At 75.4% G+C, this 23,416-nt stretch carries 21 protein-coding genes; 9 read left to right on the top strand and 12 right to left on the bottom strand.

Going from position 1 to position 23,416, the window contains the following annotated elements; genetic code table 11:
- Positions 1-176: 176 nt before the first annotated feature.
- Both WDZ17_RS14335 and WDZ17_RS14330 read right to left on the bottom strand, forming a co-directional pair.
- Positions 177-1,184: an NADP-dependent oxidoreductase gene (locus WDZ17_RS14335; protein ID WP_339575854.1), complete on the bottom strand. Its 1,008-nt coding sequence runs from the start codon at positions 1,182-1,184 to the stop codon at positions 177-179.
- On the bottom strand, positions 1,181-1,843 hold the full coding sequence (locus WDZ17_RS14330; RefSeq protein WP_339575853.1) for an NAD(P)-dependent oxidoreductase: 663 nt from the start codon (positions 1,841-1,843) through the stop codon (positions 1,181-1,183). Before WDZ17_RS14330 ends, WDZ17_RS14335 begins: the two co-directional genes overlap by 4 nt.
- 82 nt (positions 1,844-1,925) lie before the next feature.
- Here WDZ17_RS14330 and WDZ17_RS14325 point away from each other — a divergent pair, with 82 nt between their 5' ends.
- Entirely contained in the window at positions 1,926-2,348 is a 423-nt protein-coding gene (locus tag WDZ17_RS14325) for a MarR family transcriptional regulator (protein WP_339575852.1), read from the top strand.
- Positions 2,349-2,442: 94 nt separating this feature from the next.
- On the opposite strand, the gene WDZ17_RS14320 is transcribed toward WDZ17_RS14325, so the two are convergent.
- The gene (locus WDZ17_RS14320; RefSeq protein ID WP_339575851.1) at positions 2,443-3,660 is read right to left on the bottom strand and encodes a GGDEF domain-containing protein; all 1,218 of its coding nucleotides are present in this window, start codon (positions 3,658-3,660) and stop codon (positions 2,443-2,445) included.
- 34 nt (positions 3,661-3,694) lie between these two features.
- Entirely contained in the window at positions 3,695-6,187 is a 2,493-nt protein-coding gene (locus WDZ17_RS14315) for a putative bifunctional diguanylate cyclase/phosphodiesterase (protein WP_339575850.1), read from the bottom strand.
- A 407-nt stretch (positions 6,188-6,594) separates the two neighbouring features.
- Between WDZ17_RS14315 and WDZ17_RS14310 the strand changes: the two genes are divergently transcribed.
- From WDZ17_RS14310 to WDZ17_RS14300, 3 genes are all read left to right on the top strand, one after another.
- Positions 6,595-8,274: a S8 family serine peptidase gene (locus WDZ17_RS14310; RefSeq protein WP_339575849.1), complete on the top strand. Its 1,680-nt coding sequence runs from the start codon at positions 6,595-6,597 to the stop codon at positions 8,272-8,274.
- A 354-nt stretch (positions 8,275-8,628) separates the two neighbouring features.
- The gene (locus tag WDZ17_RS14305; protein WP_339575848.1) at positions 8,629-9,189 is read left to right on the top strand and encodes an RNA polymerase sigma factor; all 561 of its coding nucleotides are present in this window, start codon (positions 8,629-8,631) and stop codon (positions 9,187-9,189) included.
- Positions 9,186-9,848: an Asp23/Gls24 family envelope stress response protein gene (locus WDZ17_RS14300; protein ID WP_339575847.1), complete on the top strand. Its 663-nt coding sequence runs from the start codon at positions 9,186-9,188 to the stop codon at positions 9,846-9,848. The genes WDZ17_RS14305 and WDZ17_RS14300 overlap by 4 nt, the downstream gene beginning before the upstream one ends.
- A gap of 1,273 nt (positions 9,849-11,121) precedes the next feature.
- Here WDZ17_RS14300 and WDZ17_RS14295 read toward each other — a convergent pair.
- The 3 genes from WDZ17_RS14295 to WDZ17_RS14285 all read right to left on the bottom strand — a co-directional run bounded on the left by WDZ17_RS14295 (position 11,122) and on the right by WDZ17_RS14285 (position 16,358).
- A complete protein-coding gene (locus WDZ17_RS14295) occupies positions 11,122-11,448 on the bottom strand; it encodes an STAS domain-containing protein (protein WP_339575846.1) in 327 nt (108 codons plus the stop codon).
- A 623-nt stretch (positions 11,449-12,071) separates the two neighbouring features.
- Complete coding sequence (locus WDZ17_RS14290; protein WP_339575845.1) at positions 12,072-14,426, bottom strand: diguanylate cyclase domain-containing protein; 2,355 nt, start codon at positions 14,424-14,426, stop codon at positions 12,072-12,074.
- 165 nt (positions 14,427-14,591) lie between these two features.
- Positions 14,592-16,358 (bottom strand): CocE/NonD family hydrolase, encoded by a 1,767-nt coding sequence (locus WDZ17_RS14285; protein WP_339575844.1) that lies wholly within the window; start codon positions 16,356-16,358, stop codon positions 14,592-14,594.
- 164 nt (positions 16,359-16,522) lie between these two features.
- On the opposite strand from WDZ17_RS14285, the gene WDZ17_RS14280 reads away from it, so the two are divergent.
- From WDZ17_RS14280 to WDZ17_RS14270, 3 genes are all read left to right on the top strand, one after another.
- Positions 16,523-17,209 carry a TetR/AcrR family transcriptional regulator gene (locus tag WDZ17_RS14280; protein WP_339575843.1) on the top strand — a complete coding sequence of 229 codons (687 nt, stop codon included), beginning with the start codon at positions 16,523-16,525 and terminating at the stop codon, positions 17,207-17,209.
- Between the two features lie 510 nt (positions 17,210-17,719).
- Positions 17,720-17,956, top strand: coding sequence for a hypothetical protein (locus tag WDZ17_RS14275; protein WP_339575842.1), 237 nt, complete (start codon positions 17,720-17,722; stop codon positions 17,954-17,956).
- A 135-nt stretch (positions 17,957-18,091) separates the two neighbouring features.
- Positions 18,092-18,589, top strand: coding sequence for a hypothetical protein (locus WDZ17_RS14270; protein ID WP_339575841.1), 498 nt, complete (start codon positions 18,092-18,094; stop codon positions 18,587-18,589).
- 214 nt (positions 18,590-18,803) lie between these two features.
- Here the strand turns inward: WDZ17_RS14270 and WDZ17_RS14265 are convergent, their stop codons facing one another.
- The 5 genes from WDZ17_RS14265 to WDZ17_RS14245 all read right to left on the bottom strand — a co-directional run bounded on the left by WDZ17_RS14265 (position 18,804) and on the right by WDZ17_RS14245 (position 21,656).
- On the bottom strand, positions 18,804-20,141 hold the full coding sequence (locus tag WDZ17_RS14265; protein WP_339575840.1) for a glycosyltransferase: 1,338 nt from the start codon (positions 20,139-20,141) through the stop codon (positions 18,804-18,806).
- The gene (locus tag WDZ17_RS14260; protein ID WP_339575839.1) at positions 20,138-20,542 is read right to left on the bottom strand and encodes a YchJ family protein; all 405 of its coding nucleotides are present in this window, start codon (positions 20,540-20,542) and stop codon (positions 20,138-20,140) included. Before WDZ17_RS14260 ends, WDZ17_RS14265 begins: the two co-directional genes overlap by 4 nt.
- Before the next feature lie 31 nt (positions 20,543-20,573).
- Positions 20,574-20,840, bottom strand: coding sequence for a DUF2277 domain-containing protein (locus tag WDZ17_RS14255; RefSeq protein ID WP_339575838.1), 267 nt, complete (start codon positions 20,838-20,840; stop codon positions 20,574-20,576).
- A gap of 135 nt (positions 20,841-20,975) precedes the next feature.
- Complete coding sequence (locus WDZ17_RS14250; protein WP_339575837.1) at positions 20,976-21,275, bottom strand: hypothetical protein; 300 nt, start codon at positions 21,273-21,275, stop codon at positions 20,976-20,978.
- A gap of 81 nt (positions 21,276-21,356) precedes the next feature.
- Entirely contained in the window at positions 21,357-21,656 is a 300-nt protein-coding gene (locus tag WDZ17_RS14245; RefSeq protein ID WP_339575836.1) for an ArsR/SmtB family transcription factor, read from the bottom strand.
- Positions 21,657-21,738: 82 nt separating this feature from the next.
- Here WDZ17_RS14245 and WDZ17_RS14240 point away from each other — a divergent pair, with 82 nt between their 5' ends.
- Positions 21,739-22,263, top strand: a complete 525-nt coding sequence (locus tag WDZ17_RS14240) for a DUF1440 domain-containing protein (RefSeq protein ID WP_339575835.1) — start codon at positions 21,739-21,741, stop codon at positions 22,261-22,263.
- 86 nt (positions 22,264-22,349) lie between these two features.
- Entirely contained in the window at positions 22,350-23,408 is a 1,059-nt protein-coding gene (gene mgrA, locus WDZ17_RS14235; protein WP_339575834.1) for an L-glyceraldehyde 3-phosphate reductase, read from the top strand.
- Positions 23,409-23,416 lie beyond the last annotated feature (8 nt).

The following is a 23,416-nucleotide window of genomic DNA, read 5'->3' as shown; positions in this document are numbered from 1 at the left end:
CGCGGCCAACCAGGCGCCGGCGCTGCGGCTGTCCGGGTCGTGACCCCGCTCACCGAGCCCGCCGACCGGGTGTCTCGCCGCGCGCGAGGACGGTCAGGGCCGGACACCGCCTGGTGGCGACGAGGGCGCTTCGTGCCCGGGCGAAGCCGCCTGCGCGGCGCGACGTCGACGTCCGGTCACGTAGCGCTCGTGGGTCCAGGTCGTGCGGGGTGCATGGCGATGACGATCTTGCCGGGTGCGGGCGACTCGGCGAGGTGGTGGGCGTGGGTGCTGTCGTCGGCGTCCAGGACGGTGTGGACGGGCAGGCGCAGGGCGCCCGTGTCGACGAGGCGGCCGAGGCGGGCGAGGTCGTGGGAGCGGGCGCGGGTGGCCACGGCGGTGAGAAGGGGCGGGTCCGAGGGGGTCGCGTGGCGGCGGCGTGGTCGGAGCAGCCGGGTGGCGGTGGCGCGCAGGACCCGCGGGTCCAGCGGGCGCACGGAGACCACGGTGCCGCCGGGGTGGACCAGCGCGGGCAGCTGGTGGGGCCCCAGGGCGCCGGCGGTGTCGAGGACCACGTCGAAGCGTGCTGGTCCGGGCAGGGGGTCGTCCTCACGGGCCAGGAGCTGGTGGGCGCCGAGGTCGGCGGCGGCGGGCAGGGCGGCGCGGCGGGCGAGGGCGCTGACGTGCGCACCGGCCAGGACGGCCAGCTGGGTGGCGTAGGAGCCGATCCCCCCGGTCGCGCCGATCACCAGCACCCGCGCGCCGGGAGGCCGGGCGTGCAGGTGCGCCGTGGCGTGCAGGGCTTGCAGCGCGGTCAGACCGGCCAGCGGCAGCGCGGCGGCGTGGGTCAGGGGCACGGTGGTGGGGGCGGCCGCGAGGCGGGACTGCTCGACGAGCACCTGCTCGGCCTGCGCGCCGCCGCGGTGGTCGAGCAGCCCCACGACGTGCTCGCCGGGGGCGAAGGCGCTCACCTGCGGGCCGCAGGCCAGGACGGTGCCGGACAGGTCGAACCCCAACGTCATCGGCAGCCGGCCCCACGTCAGGGGCCCGGCGGCGCCGCGTCGCAGGCCGAGGTCGGTGCCGTTGACGCTCGAGGCGGCGACCCGCACGAGGACCTGCTGGCCGGTCGGGCGCCCTGGTGGGGGCACGTCGTCGACGGTGACGACCTCCGGCCCACCGGTGCGGTGCACCCGGACCGCTCTCACGCCCGGTCCCCGGACCCAGCGGCGGCCGAGGCAGCGGGGCCGGCCAGGAGGAAGGGGGCGCGGCGGACCCACGCCGTGGTGGTCAGCAGGTCCAGCACCGCGGCGGCGACGTCAGCCCGCGGCAGCGGTGCGGCCCGCAGCCCCGGGGCACGCTCGCCGAGCTGCCAGCCCCCGGCGGGGGCGGCGTCGACCAGCCGGGGCGGGCGCACCTGCGTCCAGGCCAGGTCGCTGGCCGCCAGCACGGCGTGCTCGCCCTCCTTGTCGGTGACCAGGTCGGCGGCCAGCCGGTGGGTCAGCGCGGAGACCAGCCGGGCGCCCACCCCCTTGGTGTCACCGGGCAGGTCGGCGCCGGCGCCGGAGACCGACACCACCCGCAGGCCGGGCTCGGCGGCGGCGACCAGGTGCGCCATGCCCTGGCGGGCGACGTCGGGGCCGGAGCGGGCGCTGACCCCGACGCACCAGGCCACCGCGTCCGCCCCTCGCACGACCGCGGCCACCGCCGCGCCGTCGCGGACGTCGACCGTCACGGCGCGGGCCCCGACCGGCAGGTAGTCCGGCACGTCCCGGGCCGCGGCCACCACCTCGTGCCCGGCCGCGGTCGCCGCGGTCACCACCTGCCGGCCGACCCCGCCGCCGGCTCCGATCACGACAGCTCTCACGACACCTCCTGCGTCAGCCCCGCGCCTGTCGGGCACAGGCCGCACCGGGCCCGCCACCGTCCGCGTCAACTATCTTGACAGGATGTCGTCGGTCCCGCTCGCGCTGCTGCTGCTGCGCGCCAGCCGCTGGTTCGACGCCCGGTTGCTCGAACGCCTGAGCCTGCGGGGGTGGCCGGCGCTGAGCCCGGCCCAGTCGCTGGTGTTCGCCCACCTGCCCGAGGACGGCATCTCGCCGGCGGAGCTGGCGCGCAGGGTGGGGACGAGCCGCCAGGCCGCCCACCAGCTGCTCGGTGGGCTGGTGGACCTGGGCCTGCTGCAGGTGGTGGCCGACCCGACGCGGGAGCGGGGGCGCCTGGTCGTGCTGACCGGCACCGGCCGCGACCTCGCCCGGGATGCTGCGGCGGTGCTGGCCGACCTGGAGATGATCTACGGCCAGCAGCGGTCGCAGGTCCTGCGCGCGGTGCTGGAGGTCGAGCACACCGACGGGCCGGCCCGCCCCCGTTGACCGCCGACGGCGTCTCGCTCCTCCGCCCGGTCGTGGCCTGGCCCCTGGCTGACGTCGGACGAGCCGGGCGGGCGGGGAGCGACCCGAGAGAGGGTCACGCAGTGGGAGTCCCGCGTCGCCATGGCCGGGTGGCGACGCTCGTGGGTCCTCGTGGTGCCGGAGGCCCTGCCGCCGCCGGTCCTGGTGGGTGCCGCACGGGTGGACGCGTCGTGGTGGTCTCGCTGCTGGGTCGGGCCCCGAGGCCGGCGCCGGCCGTGGGGAGGTGCCCGGTACCGGCGTGCACCGTCTGGGCGCGGCCTGCGGTCTTGGCGGCGTACAGGGCCATGTCGGCCCGGTGCAGGGCGTGCGCGGGCGCTTCGTGAGCATCCAGGACGACGGCGCCGGCCGAGTAGGTCAGGGCCGGCAGTGCCGACGCGACCCCCGAGCGCAGGCGTTCGTCGAAGTCGGGCAGCGTGGTCGTCCCGGCGGCCGGGAGCAGGACGAGGAACTCCTCCCCGCCGTAGCGGAAGGCGTCCTGGCCGGGGCCCAGCAGGCCGGTGATGACGTGTCCGAGGGTGGCCAGGGCCTGGTCGCCGGCGACGTGCCCGTAGGTGTCGTTGAGGATCTTGAAGTGGTCGAGGTCGACCAGCAGCAGCGCGTCACCGGCGGCGAGGGTGGTCATGCGGTGGTGCAGCCGTCGCCGGTTGCCCAGGCCGGTGAGCGGGTCGAGGTAGGCCACGGCGGTCAGGTCGTGCAGCTGGTCACCCATGGTGGTGGTCCGGCGCGCGGCGACCTCGCCGGTCAGCACCCAGACCATGACGATCACCGGTCCGCGGACCCACAGGTCCTCGGAGAGGTCCCCCTCGTAGCAGGCCAGCCACACGGCCAGTGCGCCCGGCACCAGCAGCAGCGACGTCCACGGCCGTTGGGTGATGCCGGCGTACATGAACCCCACGATCGTCACGGACATGTAGTTGACGGCGATCCCGTGCGTGGTGAGGGCGATCAGCGCGATGAACAGCAACCACAGGGCAGGCAGCAGCAGCAGGGTCCGTGCTCCGAGCCGCGCCCACGGCAGGGCGGTCATGGCGGCGAGCAGCGCGACGAAGGCTGCGCCCAGCACCAGCAGGGCACGCCACTCGGCTGGTGAGGGGTCGAGCACGGCCACGGTGGCCAGCACGAGCACCGTCAGCGCCATCCCGACGCCGATGCCGATGCGCGCCATCCGCACCCGCCACGACTCCTCCCGCCGACGACCGCTCGTGACGGCGAGGACGGCAGCGCGGATGTCCCGTGGGTGCGGGTGCCTCGAGCGGGTCTCGACGGGGCGCACGGTCGGTGGGTGCATGGTCAGCGGGGGCGCCTCGTCAGCGGGGCGCATCGAGAGGCCGGGTCAGGGGGCGGGCCTGCGCGGGGACCTGGGCACCCGCGGTGGGTCCCGCCAGCCACGCCGTCATGGCCTGCGCGGTCTGCGGGCGACCCAGGTGGTAGCCCTGCACGGTGTCGCAGCCCCACTCGGCGAGCATCTGGACGGTGCGGGCGTCCTCGACCCCCTCGGCGACGACGCTCAGGCCGAGCGCGTGGCCGAGGTCGATCGCGGCCCGCGCGATGGTGGCGTCACCGGTGTCGCTGGCCATCGCCGTGACGAACGAGCGGTCGATCTTCATCTCGTCCACGGGCAGCTGCTTGAGGTAGGCCAGCGAGGACTGACCGGTGCCGAAGTCGTCGACCGACAGGTGCACCCCCAGCCGGCGCAGCCCCCGCAGGACCGGCAAGGCTCGGGCGAGGTCCCCCATCACCGCAGTCTCGGTGATCTCGAGCACCAGGGCCGAGGCCGGCAGCAGCGCCCGGACCAGCGCGGCGTCGACCTGGGCGGGCAGGGTGGGGTCGAGCACGCTGCGTGCGGAGATGTTGACCGCGACCCGGAACCCTGGACGGCGGACGCGCCAGCGTGCGCAGTCGGCCAGCGCGGTGCGCAGGACGAGCTCGGTCAGCGGGGTGATCAGCCCGGTCTGCTCGGCGAGGGGGATGAACTCCTCGGGGCTGACGCGACCGTGGTGGGGATGCTCCCAGCGTGCCAGCGCCTCGGCCCCGGTCACCTCTCGTGTCCGCGGGTCGACCTTGGCCTGGTAGTGCACCTCCAGCCCGCCCTCGTCCAGGCTCTGCCGCAGGTCGACCAGCAGCGCCATCCGGCGGTTGGCGCCGTGCGCGTCGCGAGGTGTCCACACCCGCAGGTCGGTGCGCTCGTGCTTGGCCAGGTACAGCGCCGTGTCGGCACGCTGCAGCACCACCGCGGCGTCGACACCGACCGGGATGCCCGCCTCGTCCACGTCCTGGACGCCGGCCGCCAGGCCCGCGCTGACGCGCACGTCCACGGTCAGGTGCTCGTGCCGGAACGACCCGCAGACCTCCCGCAGCACCTCACGGGCGCGCCGCAGTGCTGCTGCGGTGTCGGTGCAGGGTTCCAGCACGACGGCGAACTCGTCGTTGCCGAGCCGGGCCACCCGGTCGGGGGTGCCGGTGACCGCCACCAGACGCTGCCCCACCTCGCGCAGCACGGCGTCACCGACCCCGTGGCCCAGGGCGTTGTTGATGTCGGTGAAGCCCTCCAGGTCCAGCATCAGCACGGCTGCCTGCCCGTCGTGACGCAGCTGCTCGGCCAGCACCCGCAGCGCCCGACGGCGGTTCGCCAGCCCGGTCAGTGCGTCGTGCAAGGACAGGTGCTCCTGGGCGGCTGCTTCCTCGCGGACGGTGTCCAGCAGCTGGGCGTTGTCCAGCGAGACAGCGGCGTGGTTGGCCAACGACTCCAGCAGCCGCAGGTCCTCGCCGGTGAACGCGCCCAGGTGGTGGGGGCGGCCCGAGACCACCAGCACGGCCGCGACCTCGTCCCGGGCGTGCAGCGGGGCGGCCAGCCCGTGGACGTCCTGGGCCCTGACGGCGTGCCCGTCACGGGCCGGCTCCCACCACTGCCCCAGGACGGCGGGCCGGCCGGTGCGGACCTGCCCGTCGGCGCCCAGGCACAGGTGCGCGCCCCGGGACCGGTCCTCGCCGAGCACCACCAGCTCGGCCTCGTCCGCGCCGAGCACGTCCCTGGCCTGGTGCAGCACCGCCGTGGCCACGGGCGTGACGCCCACCTCGCGGTTGACCCGACGCGTGAAGCGGTAGAGCGACTCCAGCCGGGCGTGGCCCCGGCTCAGCACCGAGTGCGCCCGGTAGGCGGCGACAAGGGTGGCCATGAGGACCACGAGCAGCACCAGCCACAGCGGCTCGGTCGCGGCGACCAGGACGACCAGCAGGCCGACGCTGGCGTTGGCCAGCGCCGCGACCAGGCCGCTGGTGACGGCCTCCCGCAGCACGTCCCCGTCCAGCTCGCCGGCGCGCAGCCAGACCACCAGCGTCAACGCCGCCGCGCTGACCAGGTCGGCCACCACGATCGTGGCCAGGACGCTGCCCAGGCCCCGGGCGCTGAGCACCTCGGCGCCACCGACCAGGACGTGGTAGACGCTGGCGGCCAGCGCCGCCTCCAGGGCGAACAGGCACACGTTGAACAGCAGCTTCAGGCCGCTCTGGCGGCGGTACAGCAGACCCACCAACGAGCCCAGGACACTGGCGGCCAGCAGCTCCGACGGGGTCGCCAGGACGAGACCGAGCACCAACGGGATCTCCGCGAAGGAGACCGACAGCGACTCCCGGCGCGCCTGCACGTGCACCACCACGAGCTCGGCGGCGGTGAACAGCGGCACCAGCACCCACCAGGGCGCCGCGGCGACCGGGGCACGGGCGCCCGCCGCCGGACCGACCAGCAGCGCGGTGGGGGGGGGGGGGGAAAAAAAGAAAAAAAAGACAACGACAAAACACAAAAAACCCACCCCCCCCCCCCCCCCCCCCCCCCGGCAGCGTTGTGCCGTCCCCCCCCTCCAAGGCCAGGCTGACCGCGACGATGCACCAGCTGCGCGCCCGCTGTCCGCCCATCGTCCCTCGCCTCCTCACGTCCGACACCGTCACCAGCCCTGTCGGCGGGAACGGGTCCGTACCTGAGGTCCTCGAGCGCCAGGGCTCTGCGCGGGTTGCGCACCCGCACCCGCACCTCGCCCGGGCGCGGCCCGCCCTCCGCCGCCGGGCGAGGTGCGGTGGGCCGGGTGGGTCGCGCCGCTGCGCCGAACAGGCGCTGCCGGCGGAGCGGGGCCTGGCCGCAGCTGCGGTCGGCCTTAGCGTCCGAGCCCGGCGCCCGCACCGGGGCCGACCACCCACAGGACTGGAGCAGATCATGACCGTACGAGGCCCGCGCTGGGGACTGCTGCCCGGCGCCCTGGCCGCCTGCCTGCTGAGCGCGGCCGCGGCCGTGCCGACCGCCGCCGCCCAGTCCTCGACAGGGGTGGCTACCACGGCGACGGCGCCGGCCGCCTGGTCGGACGCCGAGTGGGGCGACGACGACACGCGGGAGGGCAAGGGCGCCAGCCGGCTGACCGGCGCGTGGAGAGCGGACCAGGACCGGGGCTCGATGGTCTCCACCACCAGGGTCACCCACGCCCAGGACGTGTGGGGCGTCTCCGCGCCCCGCGGCGGGCCTGGCACGCTCACCGGCCGCGGCGTCGGTGTGGCCCTCGTCGACACCGGCGTCGCCCCGGTCGAGGGCCTGGCGAGCCCGGGCAAGCTCGTGCACGGCCCCGACCTGTCCTTCGAGTCCCAGGTCCCCGGCACCCGCTACCTCGACGGGTACGGCCACGGCACCCACATGGCCGGGATCATCGCCGGCCGCGACAGCACCGTGAAGGCCGGCGAGGAGAAGACCGACAAGCAGTTCGTCGGGATGGCCCCGGACGCGACCGTCGTGAGCGTCAAGGTCGGCGCCGCCGACGGCGGCGCCGACGTCAGCCAGGTCATCGCCGCGATCGACTGGGTCGTCGCCCACCGGGCGACCCACAACATCCGCGTGCTCAACCTGTCCTACGGCGTCAGCTCGACCCAGCCCTCCACCCGGGACCCGCTCGCGCACGCCGTGGAGAACGCCTGGCGCGCCGGGATCGTCGTCGTGGCCGCCGCCGGCAACGACGGCGAGGACGGCGCCACCCGCCTGACGATGCCCGCCGTGGACCCGTACGTCATCGCCGTCGGCTCCAGCGACCACCACGGCTCCGACGACCCGCGGGACATGCGGGTGGGCGCCTGGACCAACGACGGCACCGGCGAGCGCCGCCCCGACCTGCTGGCCCCCGGCAAGTCCGTGGTGAGCCTGCGTGTGCCCGGCTCCCTGGCCGACGTCACCCACCCCGAGGGCCTGGTCACCGGGGACCGCAGCGCCCGGTTCTTCCGCGGCACCGGCACCTCGCAGTCCGCCGCCGTGGTCTCCGGGGCGGCGGCCCTGCTCGTGCAGGCCGACCCCTCGCTGACCCCTGACCAGGTCAAGAACGCGCTGCGCGCCAGCGCCGACACGCTCCCGGGCAGCGACGACCCCACCCAGGGCGCCGGCCTGCTCGACGTCAAGGGCGCCTACGACCTGGTCAAGAAGAACAAGGTCGGCCCCGCGACCCGGCAGACCCACCCCAGGTCCACCGGGCTGGGGTCGTTGGAGGCCGCCCGTGGCGCCAGCCACGTCGTCGACCCCGACAACGGCGTCGTCCTGACCGGTGAGCAGGACATCTTCGGCGTGCCGTGGGACGCGCCCGTATGGGCCGAGGCCTCCGCCCAGCAGCGCTCCTGGAACGCCGGGAGCTGGAACGGCTCGACCTGGACCGGGTCGTCGTGGGCCGGCACCTCATGGGCGTCGACCTCCTGGACGCGCCGCTCCTGGTCCGGCACCGACTGGTCGCGGCGCTCCTGGAGCTCGGCCGAGTGGCAGCGCCGGTCCTGGTCCGCCGACGACTTCTCCCGACGCTCCTGGTCCGCGGACAACTTCTCCCGACGTTCCTGGTCCACCGGCACCTGGGAGCCCCGCGGCGGCTGGTGACCCGACGGGCTGGTGCCCCACGCAGCGCCCCCGGATGCTTGCGTCCGGGGGCGACCCCTTCCTCGGGCCTCAGCGGCCCCAGCGGCGCTTCGACAGACGCGGCGACGTCACTCGGGCGCACGGCCGGTCGTCGGTCCCACGGCGACCGGCCGGCTCGCTGGCACCCCGGTGGGTCGTCGAGGCCTCGTGGTCGACGCGCCGTCATCCCGCGGCGGCCGCCGCTGACGGACGCCCGATCCCTGTCCTCCTCCGCGTGCCGCTCACCCTCACGCGACACCGGGTGCGGCGTCGACCACACCACGGTGTCGCTCCCTCGCAGCGCGCGCCACGGCCGTCTGCGCTAGGACGGGCGGGATGGACGCGCAGGCACGGCTGAGGTCCGGTGACCACACCGGTGACGCCTACCTCGTCACCCGCGCGCGGGAGGGCTACCGCGGCGCCTTCGAGCACCTCGTCCGCCGCCACCAGAACCGTGCCTACACCCTTGCCGTGCGGATGGTCGGCGACCGGCACGAGGCCCAGGACGTGGTCCAGGACGCCTTCGTCCAGGCCTGGTTGGCCCTGCCCGGATTCGACGAGCGCGCAGCCTTCGGCACCTGGTTGCACCGCATCGTCGTCAACGCGTGCCTGACCCACCTGCGTCGCCGCCGCCCGGTCCCCGTCCCCCAGGACCCCGGCCTCCCCAGCCCGGTCACGACCGCCCGGGTGGTCGAGGAGCGGATGCGCGACGATGTGCTGCACCGGAGCATCCAACAGCTGCCGATCGACCAACGGGCGGCGCTGGTGCTGACCGCCTTCGCCGGCTGCACCTACGCCGAGGCGGCCGACCTGCTGGGCACCACGCCGGCCACGGTGCGAGGACGCACCGCCAGGGCCCGCCGGGCGCTGCTGACCCGGATGGAGGGATGGGCATGAGCGACCCGCTCGACCGGCCCGGGCCCGGTCCGCAGCCCCGCCCCGACCTGAGCGCCGACCACCTGCCCTGCGGGCGGCCCACCGACCCGCTGGTCGAGCTCGCGACCACCGGGCACGGCGGCGACCCGGACGCCCTCGACGAGCACCAGCGAGCCTGCGTCCACTGCCGCGCCCTGCTCGCCGAGGCCACCCGTCTGTGGCGGCCCGTGCGCGACCTGGCCGCCCGCCACGAGGTGGCGCCCCCCGGTCTCCTCGACACCGTCATGCGCGCGGTCCGCGCCCTCGGACGCGAGCCCCTGCACCTCGTGCTGCCCGGCGCCGGCGGGACCACCCGCATCGCCGCCACCGTCCTCGTCCGGATCGCGGAGCAGGCCGCGGCCTCGGTCCCCGGGGTCCGCCTCGTCCTCGCCCGCGGGAGCGCCGTCCATGCCAGCGGCGGCACCGGCGTCCCGGGGACAGGACCGACCCTGCCCGCCGTCGGCGTCGCCGGCCGCGGCACCGTGGTCGAGCTCGCCGTCGTCGCCACCTACGGCGAGTCCCTGCCCGACGTGGCCGCCCAGGTCCGCACCACCGTGGCCGACCACCTTCTCGCCCTGACCACCGCCCAGGCCATCACCGTCGACATCTACGTCGACGACGTCGTGCCGCCACTCCCATGAGAACCGGCGAGACCCGCACCTCGACCAGGCCCCGGTCAGGCCACCGACGACAGTCGACGCTGGCGGTTGACCGGACGGACGGGACACCTCAGGCTGCCCCGATCGAGGGTGCGTCCAGACGAGCGGCTCGCAGCCTGGTCCGAGGTGACTGGTGCCTTCCCGCCCGCGGATCGTCGTCCGCCTCGGGCCGTCGTCGGGGACGGCGGGCATCCGCATCGCGGGTCCGTTGCCGAGGCGCAGTGCGGACGCGATCCGGCAGGTCGTACGGCGGCCACGGTGGTCGGCCCGCACCTGCGGGTGGACCCGGCACACGTGCTGCGTCCTGGACCCGGCCGTGCGGACCTTCCTGGCCCTCGAGGACGAGCGTCTGCGGGGCCAGGGCGGGTCGTTGGCCCGCGAGGGGCTCACCTACCCCGCGACGCAGGCCGCCGTGGCCCCGGCGGAGGCCTCGGCGCGGGCCCGGGACACGGTGCGGCCCGCGTCCCGGAAGCCGGGGGACGCCACGATCCGCTGGACGACGACGGCACGTCTGGCGACGTCGACCCCGACGTCGGGAGCAGGCGCGTCGACGGTCGGGCAGCCGCCGTCAGGCAGCCTGGTGGTGCGCCACGGGCAGCGCCGGGGTGGTCGGCGTGCGACGGTGACGCCCGCTCCGACCAGGTCGACCGGCTGCCCGTGCTCGTCGGGGACGTACCGCGGTGGGTCGGCTGAGCCTCGACGGCGGCGCCTCCGTCCCCTGGTCGCAGGGACGTGCTGCGTGGCGTCGGCCCGGGCCGGGGGACCCAGGCCGACGCCAGGAGCGTAGGGCAGCAGGTGCTGCGCCGACAGGGTGACGGGAAGAACCGGTCCCCGCGGTCGGGTGTCGGCCAGGAGGGCCGCCGCGACGGAGCCCCGGGCTGCTCAGGTGGCCGTGGCTGCGGCCGTGAGGGTCCTGCCGTCGTCGGTGCGGGCGTGGTCGTGAGCTCCCGTCCTGCGGCGCCCAGCGCGGCGACGTCGTGGGTGCGCGGCGTGGGTCGACGGCAGCCAGGCGGCCTCGGGCGCCGCGTCGGGCGGCGACGTCGCGCCACGCCTGCGGCGGCAGCTGCCCGGGGAGGGGACGCCGTGCTGGGACAGCAGGACGTCGACGCCTGCGGAGGGGTCGCCGACGTCAGCGCCGGCGCCCAGGTGCCCGACCAGGGCGTGCACGGCGGCCTGGACGGGGGCGAGGGTCCGGTCCAGCAGGGCGCCACGGCCGTGCCGCGCCCGCAGCCGCGCAGGTCGACGGAGCGCGCGGTCAGTCGTCGGAGGCCAGGTCCACGAGGTCGACCAGCGTGTCGACGCGGCACGGCTCCAGAGCAGCCCTCACCCGCGGCGAGGCGCCCACCACCTGCAGGCGCCGCCCGGGATGGTGGCGCCGGACCTGCTCCACGCAGCGCAGCAGCAGTCTCACCGCCGAGGTGTCCAGGGAGGTCGCGGCCGACAGATCCACCATCTCCACCGCGGCCAGCCGGTCCGACCAGGTGAACCGCCGCACCACCGACACGTCGACGTCCCCGGCCATCAGCAGCGTGTCCGGCCACATCAAGGCCACAGCCGGTGGCGACGTGCTGCTGGGGCTCACCGGGCCACCACTACCGCGATCGCCGCGTCGGCGCATCCCGACCGTGAGGCCACCAGCCTCCGTGACCCCCGCCCGGCTAGCAGAGCCACATCCGGACCCCGCCACACCGCGGCCCCCGCCTCCGCACGCCCTCCGTCGGACACCTCCTCCGGCTCGGCGCGCCGACCAGCTCGCCACACGCCTCCCGACGCACGCGGACGCCACGCCGCATCGATCGCGGATGCGGACGCTCTCTGCCGCACGGCCGTCCGGGCTGCTCCCGCACGTCCCGGCTCCCCGCGAGGCTGGTCGACGCAGGGAAGCGCACGTCAGTGGAAGGCTGGACCCTGGGGCACCGTGCCGACTACCGTGTGCGACCACTCGTCCGGGTTCGTCCACCTCGTCGTGGGCGAGGGACGGCGTACGACCTCAGGGGGTGCGCATGGCGACACAGCCGTCGACATCTGGGCCGCAGCCCACCGGCACCCGCGCGGATCCGGTCGGGCGCCGCCCTGCCGGTCGGGGTGAACCGGAGCTGGCGGCGCGGATCACCCGGGCCATGCGGGAGCGCACCGTCTGCGTGGACGAGCCCCACCGCAGCGAGATCGGTCGGCTGCTGCTGGACCTTCTCGACGAGCGCGACCTCAGGGGGCCGCGGTGTCATCGGTCAACCTGACCGTGACGCCGGGCCCGCCGCTGCCGTGGTCTGGTCCCATCGCGGACGGGGAGGCGCGGTGGACGTGCTTGGCGGTGTACATCCGCTGGTCGGCGTGGTGCAGCAGCGCGGCGAACTGGTGGCCGTCGTCGGGAAAGACGCTGATGCCGACGCTCGCCCCGACCACGACCTCCTTCCCGGCCAGCACCACCGGCCGGGCGATCTCGTGGACCAGCTGCCGGGCGACCCCGGCGGCGTGGGCGGGTGCGGTGGCCGGGTCCAGCCCGGGCAGCGCGAGGAGGAACTCGTCGCCGCCGAGACGGGCCAGCAGGTCGGTGCGCCGGACCTGCTCACGCAGCCGGCGGGCGACGGCGACGAGCAGGTCGTCACCGGCCGGGTGGCCGTGGGCGTCGTTGACGGACTTGAACCCGTCCAGGTCGAAGAACAGCACGGCGAGGGCGTGCCCGCCGGCGCGGGCGTCCCACAAGGCGGTCTCGATGCTCTCCTCGACCCGGCGTCGGTTCGCCAGCCCGGTCAGCGGGTCGGTGTAGGCCAGCTGCTCGATCCGGGACAGGTACCCGCGGGCGCGGTCCCGCTCCTGCTCCAGCGCGCGCTGGGCGTCCACCCGGGCGGAGACGTCGTTCTGGACGCCGATGTACTGCAGGAGGCGGCCGTTCTCGTCGGTGACCGGGGCGAGGTAGATCTCGTTCCACCACGGCACCCGGTCCGGCCCGGACCCGCGGTAGTTCAGCACCGTCCCGCGCCACTCCCGACCGGCGGTGATCGCGGCGCGGATCGCGTCGACCGCGCCGGGGTCGCTGTCCGGGCCCTGCAGGATCCGGCAGTTGCGGCCCAGGGCCTCCTCGGCTCGGTACCCGGACAGCTGCTCGAAGGCGGCGTTGACGAAGATCAGTGGCTGGTCCGGGCGACGCATGTCCGCGATCGTGACCCCGCTGGTCGTCGCGGCCAGCGCCCGGTGCAGCAGCGCCTCCCCGGCCGGGGTCGTCGACGGCACCGCAGCGACGGGCGGGCCCGAGGGGCGCGAGAGCGTCGAGGTCATCGCTGCGGGCTGCAGCCGCGCCTGCGCGGCCGGGGGCAGTGCGGTGCGCGGCGCGACCCGGGACAGCAGCGAACGGGCTGCCGCCACCACGGTGTCCCGCTCGTAGGTCAGCGCGAACTCGAACATCCGGTCGGGGTCGGGCCAGGTGTCGCCGAGGTCGCGGGCCAGCAGCGCGACGGCGAAGTGCGGCGCGACGACGACGACGTCCCACTCCCCGCACACCGGGTCCGCGGCGTCCAGGGCCGTGCCCCGCAGCCCGGGTACGGGCTCGTCGGGCATGTCCTGCCCGAGCGCGCACACGAACCCGGTCCGCTCGACCAGGTCCCGATAGCGGGCTGCGGTCGCGGGGGTGAAGTGCCGGGCCTCCTGGAAGGTGGCCGCGACGACACACGTCTCCCCGAGCCGCATCGCCTCCCGCTCGATCTGCTTGCTCAACTCGATCAGCAGCGCCTTCGGCGCCCGGCGCAGCTCGTCGTGCGCCTTCAGCTGCACGAACGGTGACGTCGACCCGGGGTCGTCACTCCTGGCCGTCGCGGGCAGGGCCAGCTCGGCGACGTCGTAGCCCGGCGTGGGCCCCGGCAGGGGACGGCCGAACATCCAGCCCTGCCCCAGCCGAGCCCCCAGCGCCCGCGCCATCGCCAGGTGCCCCTCGTCCTCGATCCCCTCGGCGAGGACGCTGGCGCCGGTGGACTGGGCGTAGGCGTTGACCGCGTTCATGATCTGCGCGACCGCCGGCCCGGGCCGCTCCTGCACCAGCCGCAGGTCCAGCTTGACCACGTCCGGGCGCAGCAACGGCATGAACGCCAGCGACAGCGAGTCCGCGCCGACGTCGTCCAGCGCGATCCCCCAGCCCAGCTCGCGGACCCGGTCCACCGTCCGCAGCAGCTCCGCCGGGCGGTATGCCAGCGCCCGCTCGGTGATCTCCACGACCACCCGAAGCCGGCCCGGCGCCTGCTCCGCCAGGGCCAGCAGGTCGTCCATCGGCGCGCTGTCGAGCACCTCCGGCTCGACGTTGACGAACAGTGTCAACGGGGCCAGCAGCCCGGCCTTGATCGCCCCGAGAAACGCCGCTGAGCGACAGGCCTGGTCCAGCTCCGCGAGCACGCCGGCGGTGCGGGCTGCCGTGAACAGCGCGTCGGGGCGCTCCACCGCCGACCCCTGCGGCCCCCGCGCCAGCGCCTCGTAGGCCACCACCCGACCCGAGTCCAGGTCCACGATCGGCTGGAAGAGGCTGCGCACCCCCCCCCGGGACACGACGTCCTGCACGCTCGCACCTCTGGTCATGCGGTCGTCCCGTCCTGTGGCTGAGGCAGAGTCCCGGTCAGATCGGCACGTGAGCGGCAGACCTTGAGCACAGAGAACATCGAGCGCGCTGCCCGAGCGACCGGGCGCACCGGACCAGCCGCTCCAGCACCACCACGACCACCGTGTCCGCGACCCGCGGCTCGATCAGGCGCCCAGGACGGGCAGCTGCAGGTAGGAGGCGTGCTCGCCGCCGGTGTGGATGACGTGGGTGCCGGTGTTCGCGGGGGCGTACTCGGTGATGCCGGGCATCAGGGTGCCCAGCAGGTTGGCGGCGCTGGCGACGAAGCGCAGCTGCTCACCGGGGTGGAAGACCAGGCCGAGGGGCAGCAGGTCGATCTGGACGTCGACGACCTGGCCGTCGGTCAGCTCCTCGACCCGGTCGAAGGTGTGGGCGGGGACGTCGGCGGTGGACAGCGCCGGGTCCAGGTGGCGCGCGGAGACCCGCAGCCGCCCGTCGGAGCCCTTGTACCTCAGGATGCTCGCGCCGTGGTCGGTGAGGTCGTGGACCCGCGCGGTGGCGTTGGGGGTGGTGAAGGCGGCCAGCGGGGTGCCGTGCGGGTCGAGCTTCTGGACCAGCACGAACAGGTCCATGTCGGCGGCGCCGCGCGCCTCGACCCACAGGTGCGCCGTGGGGTAGCCGACCAGGACGGTCTCGGTCTCGAAGCGGGTCAGGAAGGACACCGCCTGCGGGTTCGCGCCGGCCGTGTACGTCGCCTCGACCGCTGCGGCCGGCGCCTGGGTGCTCAGGGTGCGGGTAGCGCCGTCGAGGAAGAACGTCGTCGAGCTCGTCCCCGCCGGCGGGAAGGACTCCGCCGGCAGGTCCACCCGGTCCCCGCCCGCGAGGTCCAGCAGCGAGTAGCGCACCCGCGGGGTCTGCTCCCAGCCGTTGTCGACGCCCTTGACGACGTGGTCGAAGAAGCGGCGCAGGTCCTCGACGTGGGCCGGGTCGTAGTAGTCGGGCCACTCCTGGCTGTTGTGGATGCGCAGCCACTTGCGCTCCGAGGCCATCCGCCGCCAGGCGCGGAAGGTCCCGGCGGTGTGCAGGGTGTTGGAGTAGCTGGCCACGACGTAGGCGGGCACGGTGATCTTCTCGAGGTCGGGGACCTTGTCGGCCCACAGCTCGTCGAACAAGGGGTGGGCCCCGGCCTCGGCGACGACGTCCTCCTTGCGGTGGGCACCGAAGAAGCTGCCTTCCTGCAGCTGGCGGGCGAAACCGGTGTCGGGCATCCCGCCGCGCTTGACCAGGTCGCGGTAGACGTCGCTGACGCCCTCCCACGGGTTGATCGCGACCAGGTGCGGGGGCTGCTCGGCGGCGGTGAACCACTGCGCGACCGCGAGGTAGGAGGTGCCGCTCATGGCGACCTTGCCGTCGCACCAGTCCTGGTCGGCGAGCCACTCGACGAGGTCGTAGCAGTCGCGCCCCTCCTGCCGGTCCCACAGGACGCTGTCGCCGCCGGAGTCCACGACCCCGCGGACGTCGGGGTTGGCGACCGCGTAGCCGTGGGCGCACCAGTACGCCGGGTCGGGCCCCTCGAACTTCTCCAGCCCCGACACGGCGCTGTCGGGCAGCCCGACGAGGCCGAAGACGCCCCTCACGCTGGGTGAGGTGCCCTGGCCCTTGCCGTAGGGGCTCCACGCCACGATCACCGGGACCTGCTCGCCGTCCTGCGTGCCGGCGGGCCGGAAGACGTCGACGTGGATGGTGGTGCCGTCACGCAGCGCGACCGCGACGTCCTTGTCCAGGACCACCTCGACCGGCAGCGGCATGAACGGCGGGGCCGCCTGGTAGCCGGCCGGAAGGGTTCGCGTGCCCGGCTCGAAGGCGGTGAGGACCCCCGTGCGGAAGGCAGGCAGCGGGGTCGAGGCGGTGTAGGTCTTGCGGTCCTGACGGTCCTGGTCGTCCTGGCTCACGGGGGGCTCCGTCGCTCACGCCGGTCGCTCGGCCGGCGCCTCGGGCGGGCGCCGGCACCGCCGGTTCGGCGGCCGGCCGGTCCGCTGCGGCGACCGTAGGCACCGCACCCCACCAAAGTCAACGTTCGTTGAGTTCTGGTGCTCGGCTGCCTACGGTGAGGCCCATGACGGCGAGCAGCAGCGAGGGGTCGACGGGCAGACGGCCAGGTCGCCCCGGTCGGCGTCCTGGTCCCACGGGCACCCGCGCCGAGGTGCTGGAGGCCGCGCGGGCGCAGTTCGCCGGCCAGGGTTTCGCCGCCACCACCATCCGCGGGGTCGCCCAGCAGGCCGGGGTCGACGCGTCGCTGGTCATGCAGTTCTTCGGCTCCAAGCAGGGCCTGTTCGCCGCGGTGCTGCAGGTGCCCGAGGGTGTGCTGCGGCGCTTCGACGCGGTCTTCGACGGGCCTGGCGAGGACCTGGGCGAGCGGGTCGTGCGCGCCTTCCTGGACGTCTGGGAGGGCACGCCTGCCGACGCCGAGCCGCTGATGGTGATGCTGCGTGGCGCCATGACCGACGAGCTCGCCCGCGAGCAGCTGCGCGACTTCGTCCAGGCCCGGCTCCTGCACGGCATCCACGGCCGCGGCGAGCCCGACCCCGGCGACCACGACGACCACGACGACCACCACGACGGCCGGGACGACGACCGGGAGGCCGTGCGGGCGGCGCTGAGGGCGGGGGTCGTCTCCTCGATGCTGGTCGGCCTCGTCCTCGGCCGCCGCGTGCTGCAGGTACCGACGCTGGCCGGCGCCGACCGCGAGGACCTGGTCCGGCTCGTGGCCCCCGCCGTCCACCTCGTGCTCACCGGCCGGTAGCCGCCCGGGTCCGGACCGTCGAGGGCGTGCGCGCCAGGGCGCATCAGGAGACCGGCGCCGGCGTCGACCCGGACGGGTACCACCGGGCCCCGGCCGTAGGCGTAGAACTGGCCCACCACGGCCGCTCTCCCCCGGTGAGCAGGCGGGTCACGACGAGGGGACGGCGAGGTCAGGACCGACACGACGCCGGCACACCAGTACTGGGTCCGCCCGCGGGGGAATGACGACGACGCCATCGTCGACGGCTACGAGCTCTTCTCCGCCCGGCGGCCCTGGCGCTGCCGAAGGCGCGACTCGGGCGCGAGAAGCTGTTCGACCGGGACATCCGGGCGGGTGACCACGTCCTGCGCGAGCAGGTCCGCCTGTCCGCCGGGACTACTCCACCCACCACGCCCCCGGACGAGACGTGGACGTCGTCGAGACCTCGGCGAGCACGTCTGCTCCTCCTACCTGCGGCCATGGGCAGCCACTCCCCCTGCGCCGAAGAGCACACCGGAGAAGGCACCGGGGATGGCCGACGCCGCGGCCCGCCGCTCCCACGTCGTGCTGGCGGACGGGACCGTCGGCGGTTCGGCCGCCACGGCGGGCGTGGGCACCGACGACGGACTGCTGGCCCACCTGCCGGTCACACTGCCGGGCACCTGCCCGGCGTTGGTGGACCAGCACCTGGAACACTTCGCGGTGCAGCTCCGCAGCTGGGTCCTGCACGTCGCCCGCGAGCAGCCAACCTTCGGGCCGAGCGCCTGACACGTCCGAGCCACGCACCACGTCGCGGATCCCGGGAAGCTGGCGTGGAACTCGGTCACCGGCCTCGCTCGACGGCCGGGCACGAGTCGGAGCACCGACACGTCGGCGACACGGGTCGCCCTGAGGAGGCCGTCGATGGACAGCACCGCTGGCGCGACCGACAGGGCGCGCCGCGGCGCGGCACGGCGACCAGGCCGTGGCGGGCGGCGACGCTCCACCACCGCCCTGCTCACCGCGGGGCTGCTGGCCTCCGCCGTGATCGCCTTCGTGTCCCACGAGCTGGGCGCGACGGTGCACTCGGTGATCAGCCTGGCGGTGGTCGGGGTCGTGGCGGCCCATGTGGTGTCTCAGCGCCGATGGCTGAGGTCGGCGGCCCGCCGGCGGCTGCACCACCCCGAGCGGGTGCTGGTGGTCTACAACCTGGTCCTCGCGGCGTCGTTCGTCGTGGCCAACGTCTCCGGGGCGCCGGTGTGGTTCTGGGACGCCGGCGGCCTGGTCGCGCAGGTCCACGACGTGACGGGCGTGCTGTTCCTCCTGCTGGTCCTCGGGCACCTGACCCTGAACGGTCGTCGACTCCTGACCCGCCTGCGGGGCCGTCGGCCTCAGGGCTCACCGGTGGCCTCCGCGACCTGAGCGCCGACCCCCGGGTCGGTGGAGAACGCTTCCGATCGCGCGCGCCGCGCGCCTCCTCCCTCCACCGCGTGGACCCGAGGGACCCCCGGCACTCTCCGGACCCGACCGCACCCAGCACATCCCCAAGATCACCCGGGGGCACAGCCCGGCGGGTGGCACCAGCACTCCCACCAAGCCCCCCACCACCACGTGGACGTCGGCCTGAGCGCCCCCCTCAGCCGGGGCCCGCCAGCTCCTCCAGGAGGTCGGCGCAGCGCGAGGGGGCGTCGAGGGCCGCGTACTCGGTCGCCAGCGCGCCGACGGCGGTCCGGTACCGCGGGTCGGCGAGCACCTGCGCGACCGCGGTGCGCACCTGCTCCGGGCTCGGGCGCTGCACCCGCAGGTCGACGCCGGCGCCCGCGCGGGCCACGCGGGCGGCGACCTCGGGCTTCTCCTCCGTGCGGCCGGCGAGGACGAGCGGGACCCCCGCCGCGATTGCCGTCTGCACGCCGCCGTAGCCGCCGTTCGTGACGACGACGTCGGCCAGGGGGAGCAGGTCGCCGAAGGGCAGGAACCCGCCCACGCGGACGTCCTCGGGCAGCGGGTCCACGGGCAGGTGCTCGACCTCCCGGCGCCCGGTCGCGACGACGACCAGGTGACCGCGACCGGTGAGCCCGCGGACGGCGGGCAGGAGCAGGTCCTCGGGCGCGGTCGCGACCGTGCCCTGCGTGACGACGACGACCCGGCGCCCTGCCGCCCGCGCCGCGGCGACGTCGCCCCACCAGGGCGGGCGCGGGGCGCGGCCGGCCGGCGGCGCGAGGTGCCCGACGAAGCGGACCGAGGACGGCAGGCCGCGGCGGGGGTGCTCGAGCGACGCGACGCCGGACTGCAGGTGCAGGAACGGCGAGACAGGGCCGAGGTCCGGTCCCGGGGCGTCGGCGGGCAGGCCGAGCCGGACCCGCTCCTCGCGCAGCGCCCGGAGGGCGGGACGGAGCGGTCCACGCCGGACGAGCTGGTGCAGCAGGCGGTTGCGGGTGCGGCCCAGCGGTCCCCGTGCGGGCATGAGCCCGAGCCCGTACGGCGCGGTGTCCGCGTCCCGCACCAGCAGGGGCGAGACGCCGAGGACGGCGAAGGGAGGGCCGCCGCGCTCGCGGACGGCACGGGCGGTCTCGACGAGCCCGACGTCGACGAGCAGCACGTCCGCCGGCGCGGTGCGCAGCTCGGCCTCGAGGTCGGCGACCCACCCGGGCACCGACCGCAGGAAGAGGTGCTCGAAGTCCTGCGCCAGCCGGCGTGGACCGGGAGGGCGTCGGTCGGGCAGCGCCTCCAGCCAGGTGGTGTCCGGGTGGTCCGGTGCGGCTCCCAGCGGCAGGTGCCGGGACCCCGTCGCCGCGACGGGGTCCTCGAGGTCCGCCCCGGTCAGCCAGCGCACGTCGTGGCCGCGCCCGACGAGCTCCGCGGCGACGGGCAGGGCGGGCGCGCTGTGGCCCTGCAGCGGGATGGTCGCGAGCAGGACACGCAGGGGTCGACGTGCGTCGGCGCCCGGGGGCGGTCCCGCGCCGGGGTCGCTCATCCCCGGCCCACCGCACCGACGTAGAGCCACCGGCCGTCCTCGCGCAGGAAGGTGCTGCGCTCCCGCTGCACCTGCCGCCCGTCGCTCCCGCGCGCCACCGCCTCGAAGACGACGACGCCCTCGTCGTCGAACGGCCCTCCGCGCTGCACGGCCGTGACGGCGAGGTGCAGCCAGCGCACGTCGTCGTCGAGCGACAGGTCCGCCGGCCGGGTGCCGGGGTGCCACGTGCGGAGCAGGTGCTCGGCGTCGCCGACGGCGAAGGCGCTGTACCGCGAGCGCATGAGCGCCTCGGCCGTGGACGCCTGCGCCTCCTCGCGGTGGAGGCGCCCGCAGCAGCGGCCGTAGGTCTCGCCCCACCCGCACGGGCAGGGGGCGTCGTCCGCGGGGGGCTGCCGGCTCATCCCCGGAGTCTCCCCGGCCGTCGTCGGAGGCTCAGCCGAACCGCGCGAGGCTCCGCTGCCTCGCCTTCTCCGCCTCGACGGCGCGGTCGCGCGGCGGGGCGCTCGTGACGAGCTCGTCGAGCAGCCGCGCCGTCACCGCCTCCACCTCGGCGACCGCCCGGTCGAAGGTCTCGGCGTTGGCGCGCGAGGGCCTCGTCGTCCCCGCGATCTTGCGCACGTACTGCAGGGCGGCCTCGTGCACCTCGGCCGGCGTCGCGGGCGGCGCGAGGTTCTGCAGCGGGCGGATGTTGCGGCACACGGCGCCTCCTCGGACGGACGGGTGCCGGCGAGCCTCCGGCTGCGCGCGCCCCCGCGTCAAGGCCACCGCCGCGGGACCGCTGCCGTCGCAGCGCCCCCGCGGCGGGCCGGGCGAGGAACGCCTCAGGCCCTCACGTCAGTGCTCGTCGTAGTGCCCGTCGTGCGCCGCGTGGCGGTGGGCCCCGTGCACGTAGTCGACGTGGTCGTCGTGCTCGACGGTCTCGTGGCCGCAGCCGTCACCGTGCTGGTGGTCGTGGGCGCCGTCGACGACGTGCGCCTCGACGGGGTGCTCGTCGTAGTGGCCGTCGTGGCCGTTGTGCGCGTGGCCGTCGTGCAGGTAGTCGACGTGGTCCTCGTGGGGGACGACGGCGTGGCCGCAGTCGGGTGCGTGGCGGTGCTCGTGGTCGGTGTGGACGTCGTGGGTCTGCTGGCTCATGGCTCTCCTCCTGGGATGGCGCCGGCCGCGGCTACGGCCGGCCGGGTCGGGTCGGGTCGACGGTGTGCGTCTCGACGGCGCTCAGCGAGCGCCGTCGGTCTCGCGCTCGTGCGCGAGGGCGTCCGCGACGACGTGCGCGACGTGCTCGTCGACGACCTCGTAGGTCACCGACCGGCCGTCACGTCGCCCGCGGACGAGGCGGGCGTGCCGCAGCACGCGCAGGTGCTGCGACACGAGCGGCTGGGCCACGCCGAGGTCCTCGGCGAGCTCGCCGACCGACGCGGGGGCGTGCGCGAGGCGCTCGACGAGCGCCAGGCGCCGGGGGGAGGCGAGGGTGCCGAAGAGCTCGGCGGTCCGCTCGTACTCCTCCTCGCCCAGCACCTGAGAACCATACATGCGCACGTGCGCATGCGTCACACGGGGCGCTCGTGCGAGAACCGACGCGGTGCGACAGGGTCGGGCCATGACGAGCCTCCTGCGCACCGCAGCCCTGGGCCTGGCCGCCGGTGCCGCCGCCACGTACGCCAAGACGAAGGCCGAGGTGACGCTCCAGCCCCTCGCCGAGCGGGTGCTCCCGCCGTCGGCGGCCGCCGAGCAGCGCCCGGGCGCGGACCCGACCGGCCACCCCGAGCGGATGCCGCCCGCCGAGCTGGTCGACCGGGCCCTGCGCGCGACGACGGGGGAGGCCGCGAGCACGCAGCAGCGCACCCAGGGGTCCACCTGGCTGCACCGGGGGATGGGCGTGGGCTTCGCCGTCGTGTACGCGCTCGCCTCGGAGCGCGCCTGGCCGCTGCGCCTGGGGGCGGGTGCCCCGGCCGGGCTCGCGCTCTACGGCCTCACGCACGCCTCGACCCTGCCCGCGGCCGGCCTGCAGCCGCCCCTGCGCGAGCTGCCCCGCGCCGCGCTCGTCTGGGAGCCGGGCTCGCACGTCGTCTACGGCGTCGTGCTCGAGACGACGTTGCGCCTGCTGGGGCGCGAGCGGGGCTGACGGCCGGGGCCCACCGCGAGGACCGTCGCCCTAGGGTCGCGGGAGCGCTCCCCCCCCGGGAGCCCGCAGCCTGAGAGGGAGGCCACGTGCCCCGCCTGACCGATCCCGGAGACCACTACCACGCAGCGGACGACCGCTACGACGGGAGCATGAGCTACCGGCGGACCGGCCGCAGCGGCCTGGACCTGCCGCAGCTGTCGCTCGGCCTGTGGCACAACTTCGGCGACGACGTCCCGCTGGAGCGCCAGCGCGCCGTGCTGCACCGCGCGTTCGACCTGGGCATCACCCACTTCGACCTGGCCAACAACTACGGACCGCCCTACGGCAGCGCCGAGGCCAACTTCGGGCGGGTGCTCCGCGAGGACCTCGCGCCCTACCGCGACGAGCTCGTCATCTCGAGCAAGGCGGGCTACGACATGTGGCCGGGCCCGTACGGCCAGGGCGGCGGCGGGCGCAAGTACGTGCTCGCGAGCCTCGACCAGTCGCTGGAGCGCATGGGGCTCGACCACGTCGACATCTTCTACAGCCACCGCTTCGACCCCACGACGCCGCTCGAGGAGACGATGGGGGCGCTGGACACCGCCGTCCGCTCCGGGCGCGCGCTCTACGCCGGGATCTCCTCCTACGGCCCGGAGGACACCCGGCGGGCCGCGAAGGTCCTCGCCGACCTGGGGACGCCGCTGCTCATCCACCAGCCGTCGTACTCGATGCTCAACCGCTGGGTCGAGACCGAGGGGCTGCTCGACGCCCTCGCCGACGTCGGCGCCGGCTGCATCGCGTTCTCCCCGCTGGCGCAGGGGATGCTCACGAGCAAGTACCTCGACGGCGTCCCGGAGGGCTCGCGCGCGTCGCAGGGGAAGTCTCTGTCCCCCGACCTGCTCACCGAGGAGTCCCTCGCCCACGTGCGCGCGCTGGACGGCATGGCGCAGGAGCGCGGTCAGTCGCTGGCGCAGATGGCGCTCGCCTGGGCGCTGCGGGACGAGCGCGTCACCTCGCTCGTGCTCGGCGCCAGCAGCGTGCGGCAGCTGGAGCAGAACGTCGCCGCGCTGGAGAACCCCTCCTTCTCGGACGAGGAGCTGCACCGCATCGACCAGCACGCGGTCGAGGCCGGCATCGACCTCTGGACGAGCACCCGCCGGGGCTGAGGCGCAGG

Source organism: Pseudokineococcus basanitobsidens (assembly GCF_037482545.1).
GTDB classification, from domain to species: Bacteria; Actinomycetota; Actinomycetes; order Actinomycetales; family Quadrisphaeraceae; genus Pseudokineococcus; species Pseudokineococcus basanitobsidens.
Note: the sequence above shows the minus strand (reverse complement) of the source record. Positions and strands in the feature narration are given on the sequence as shown.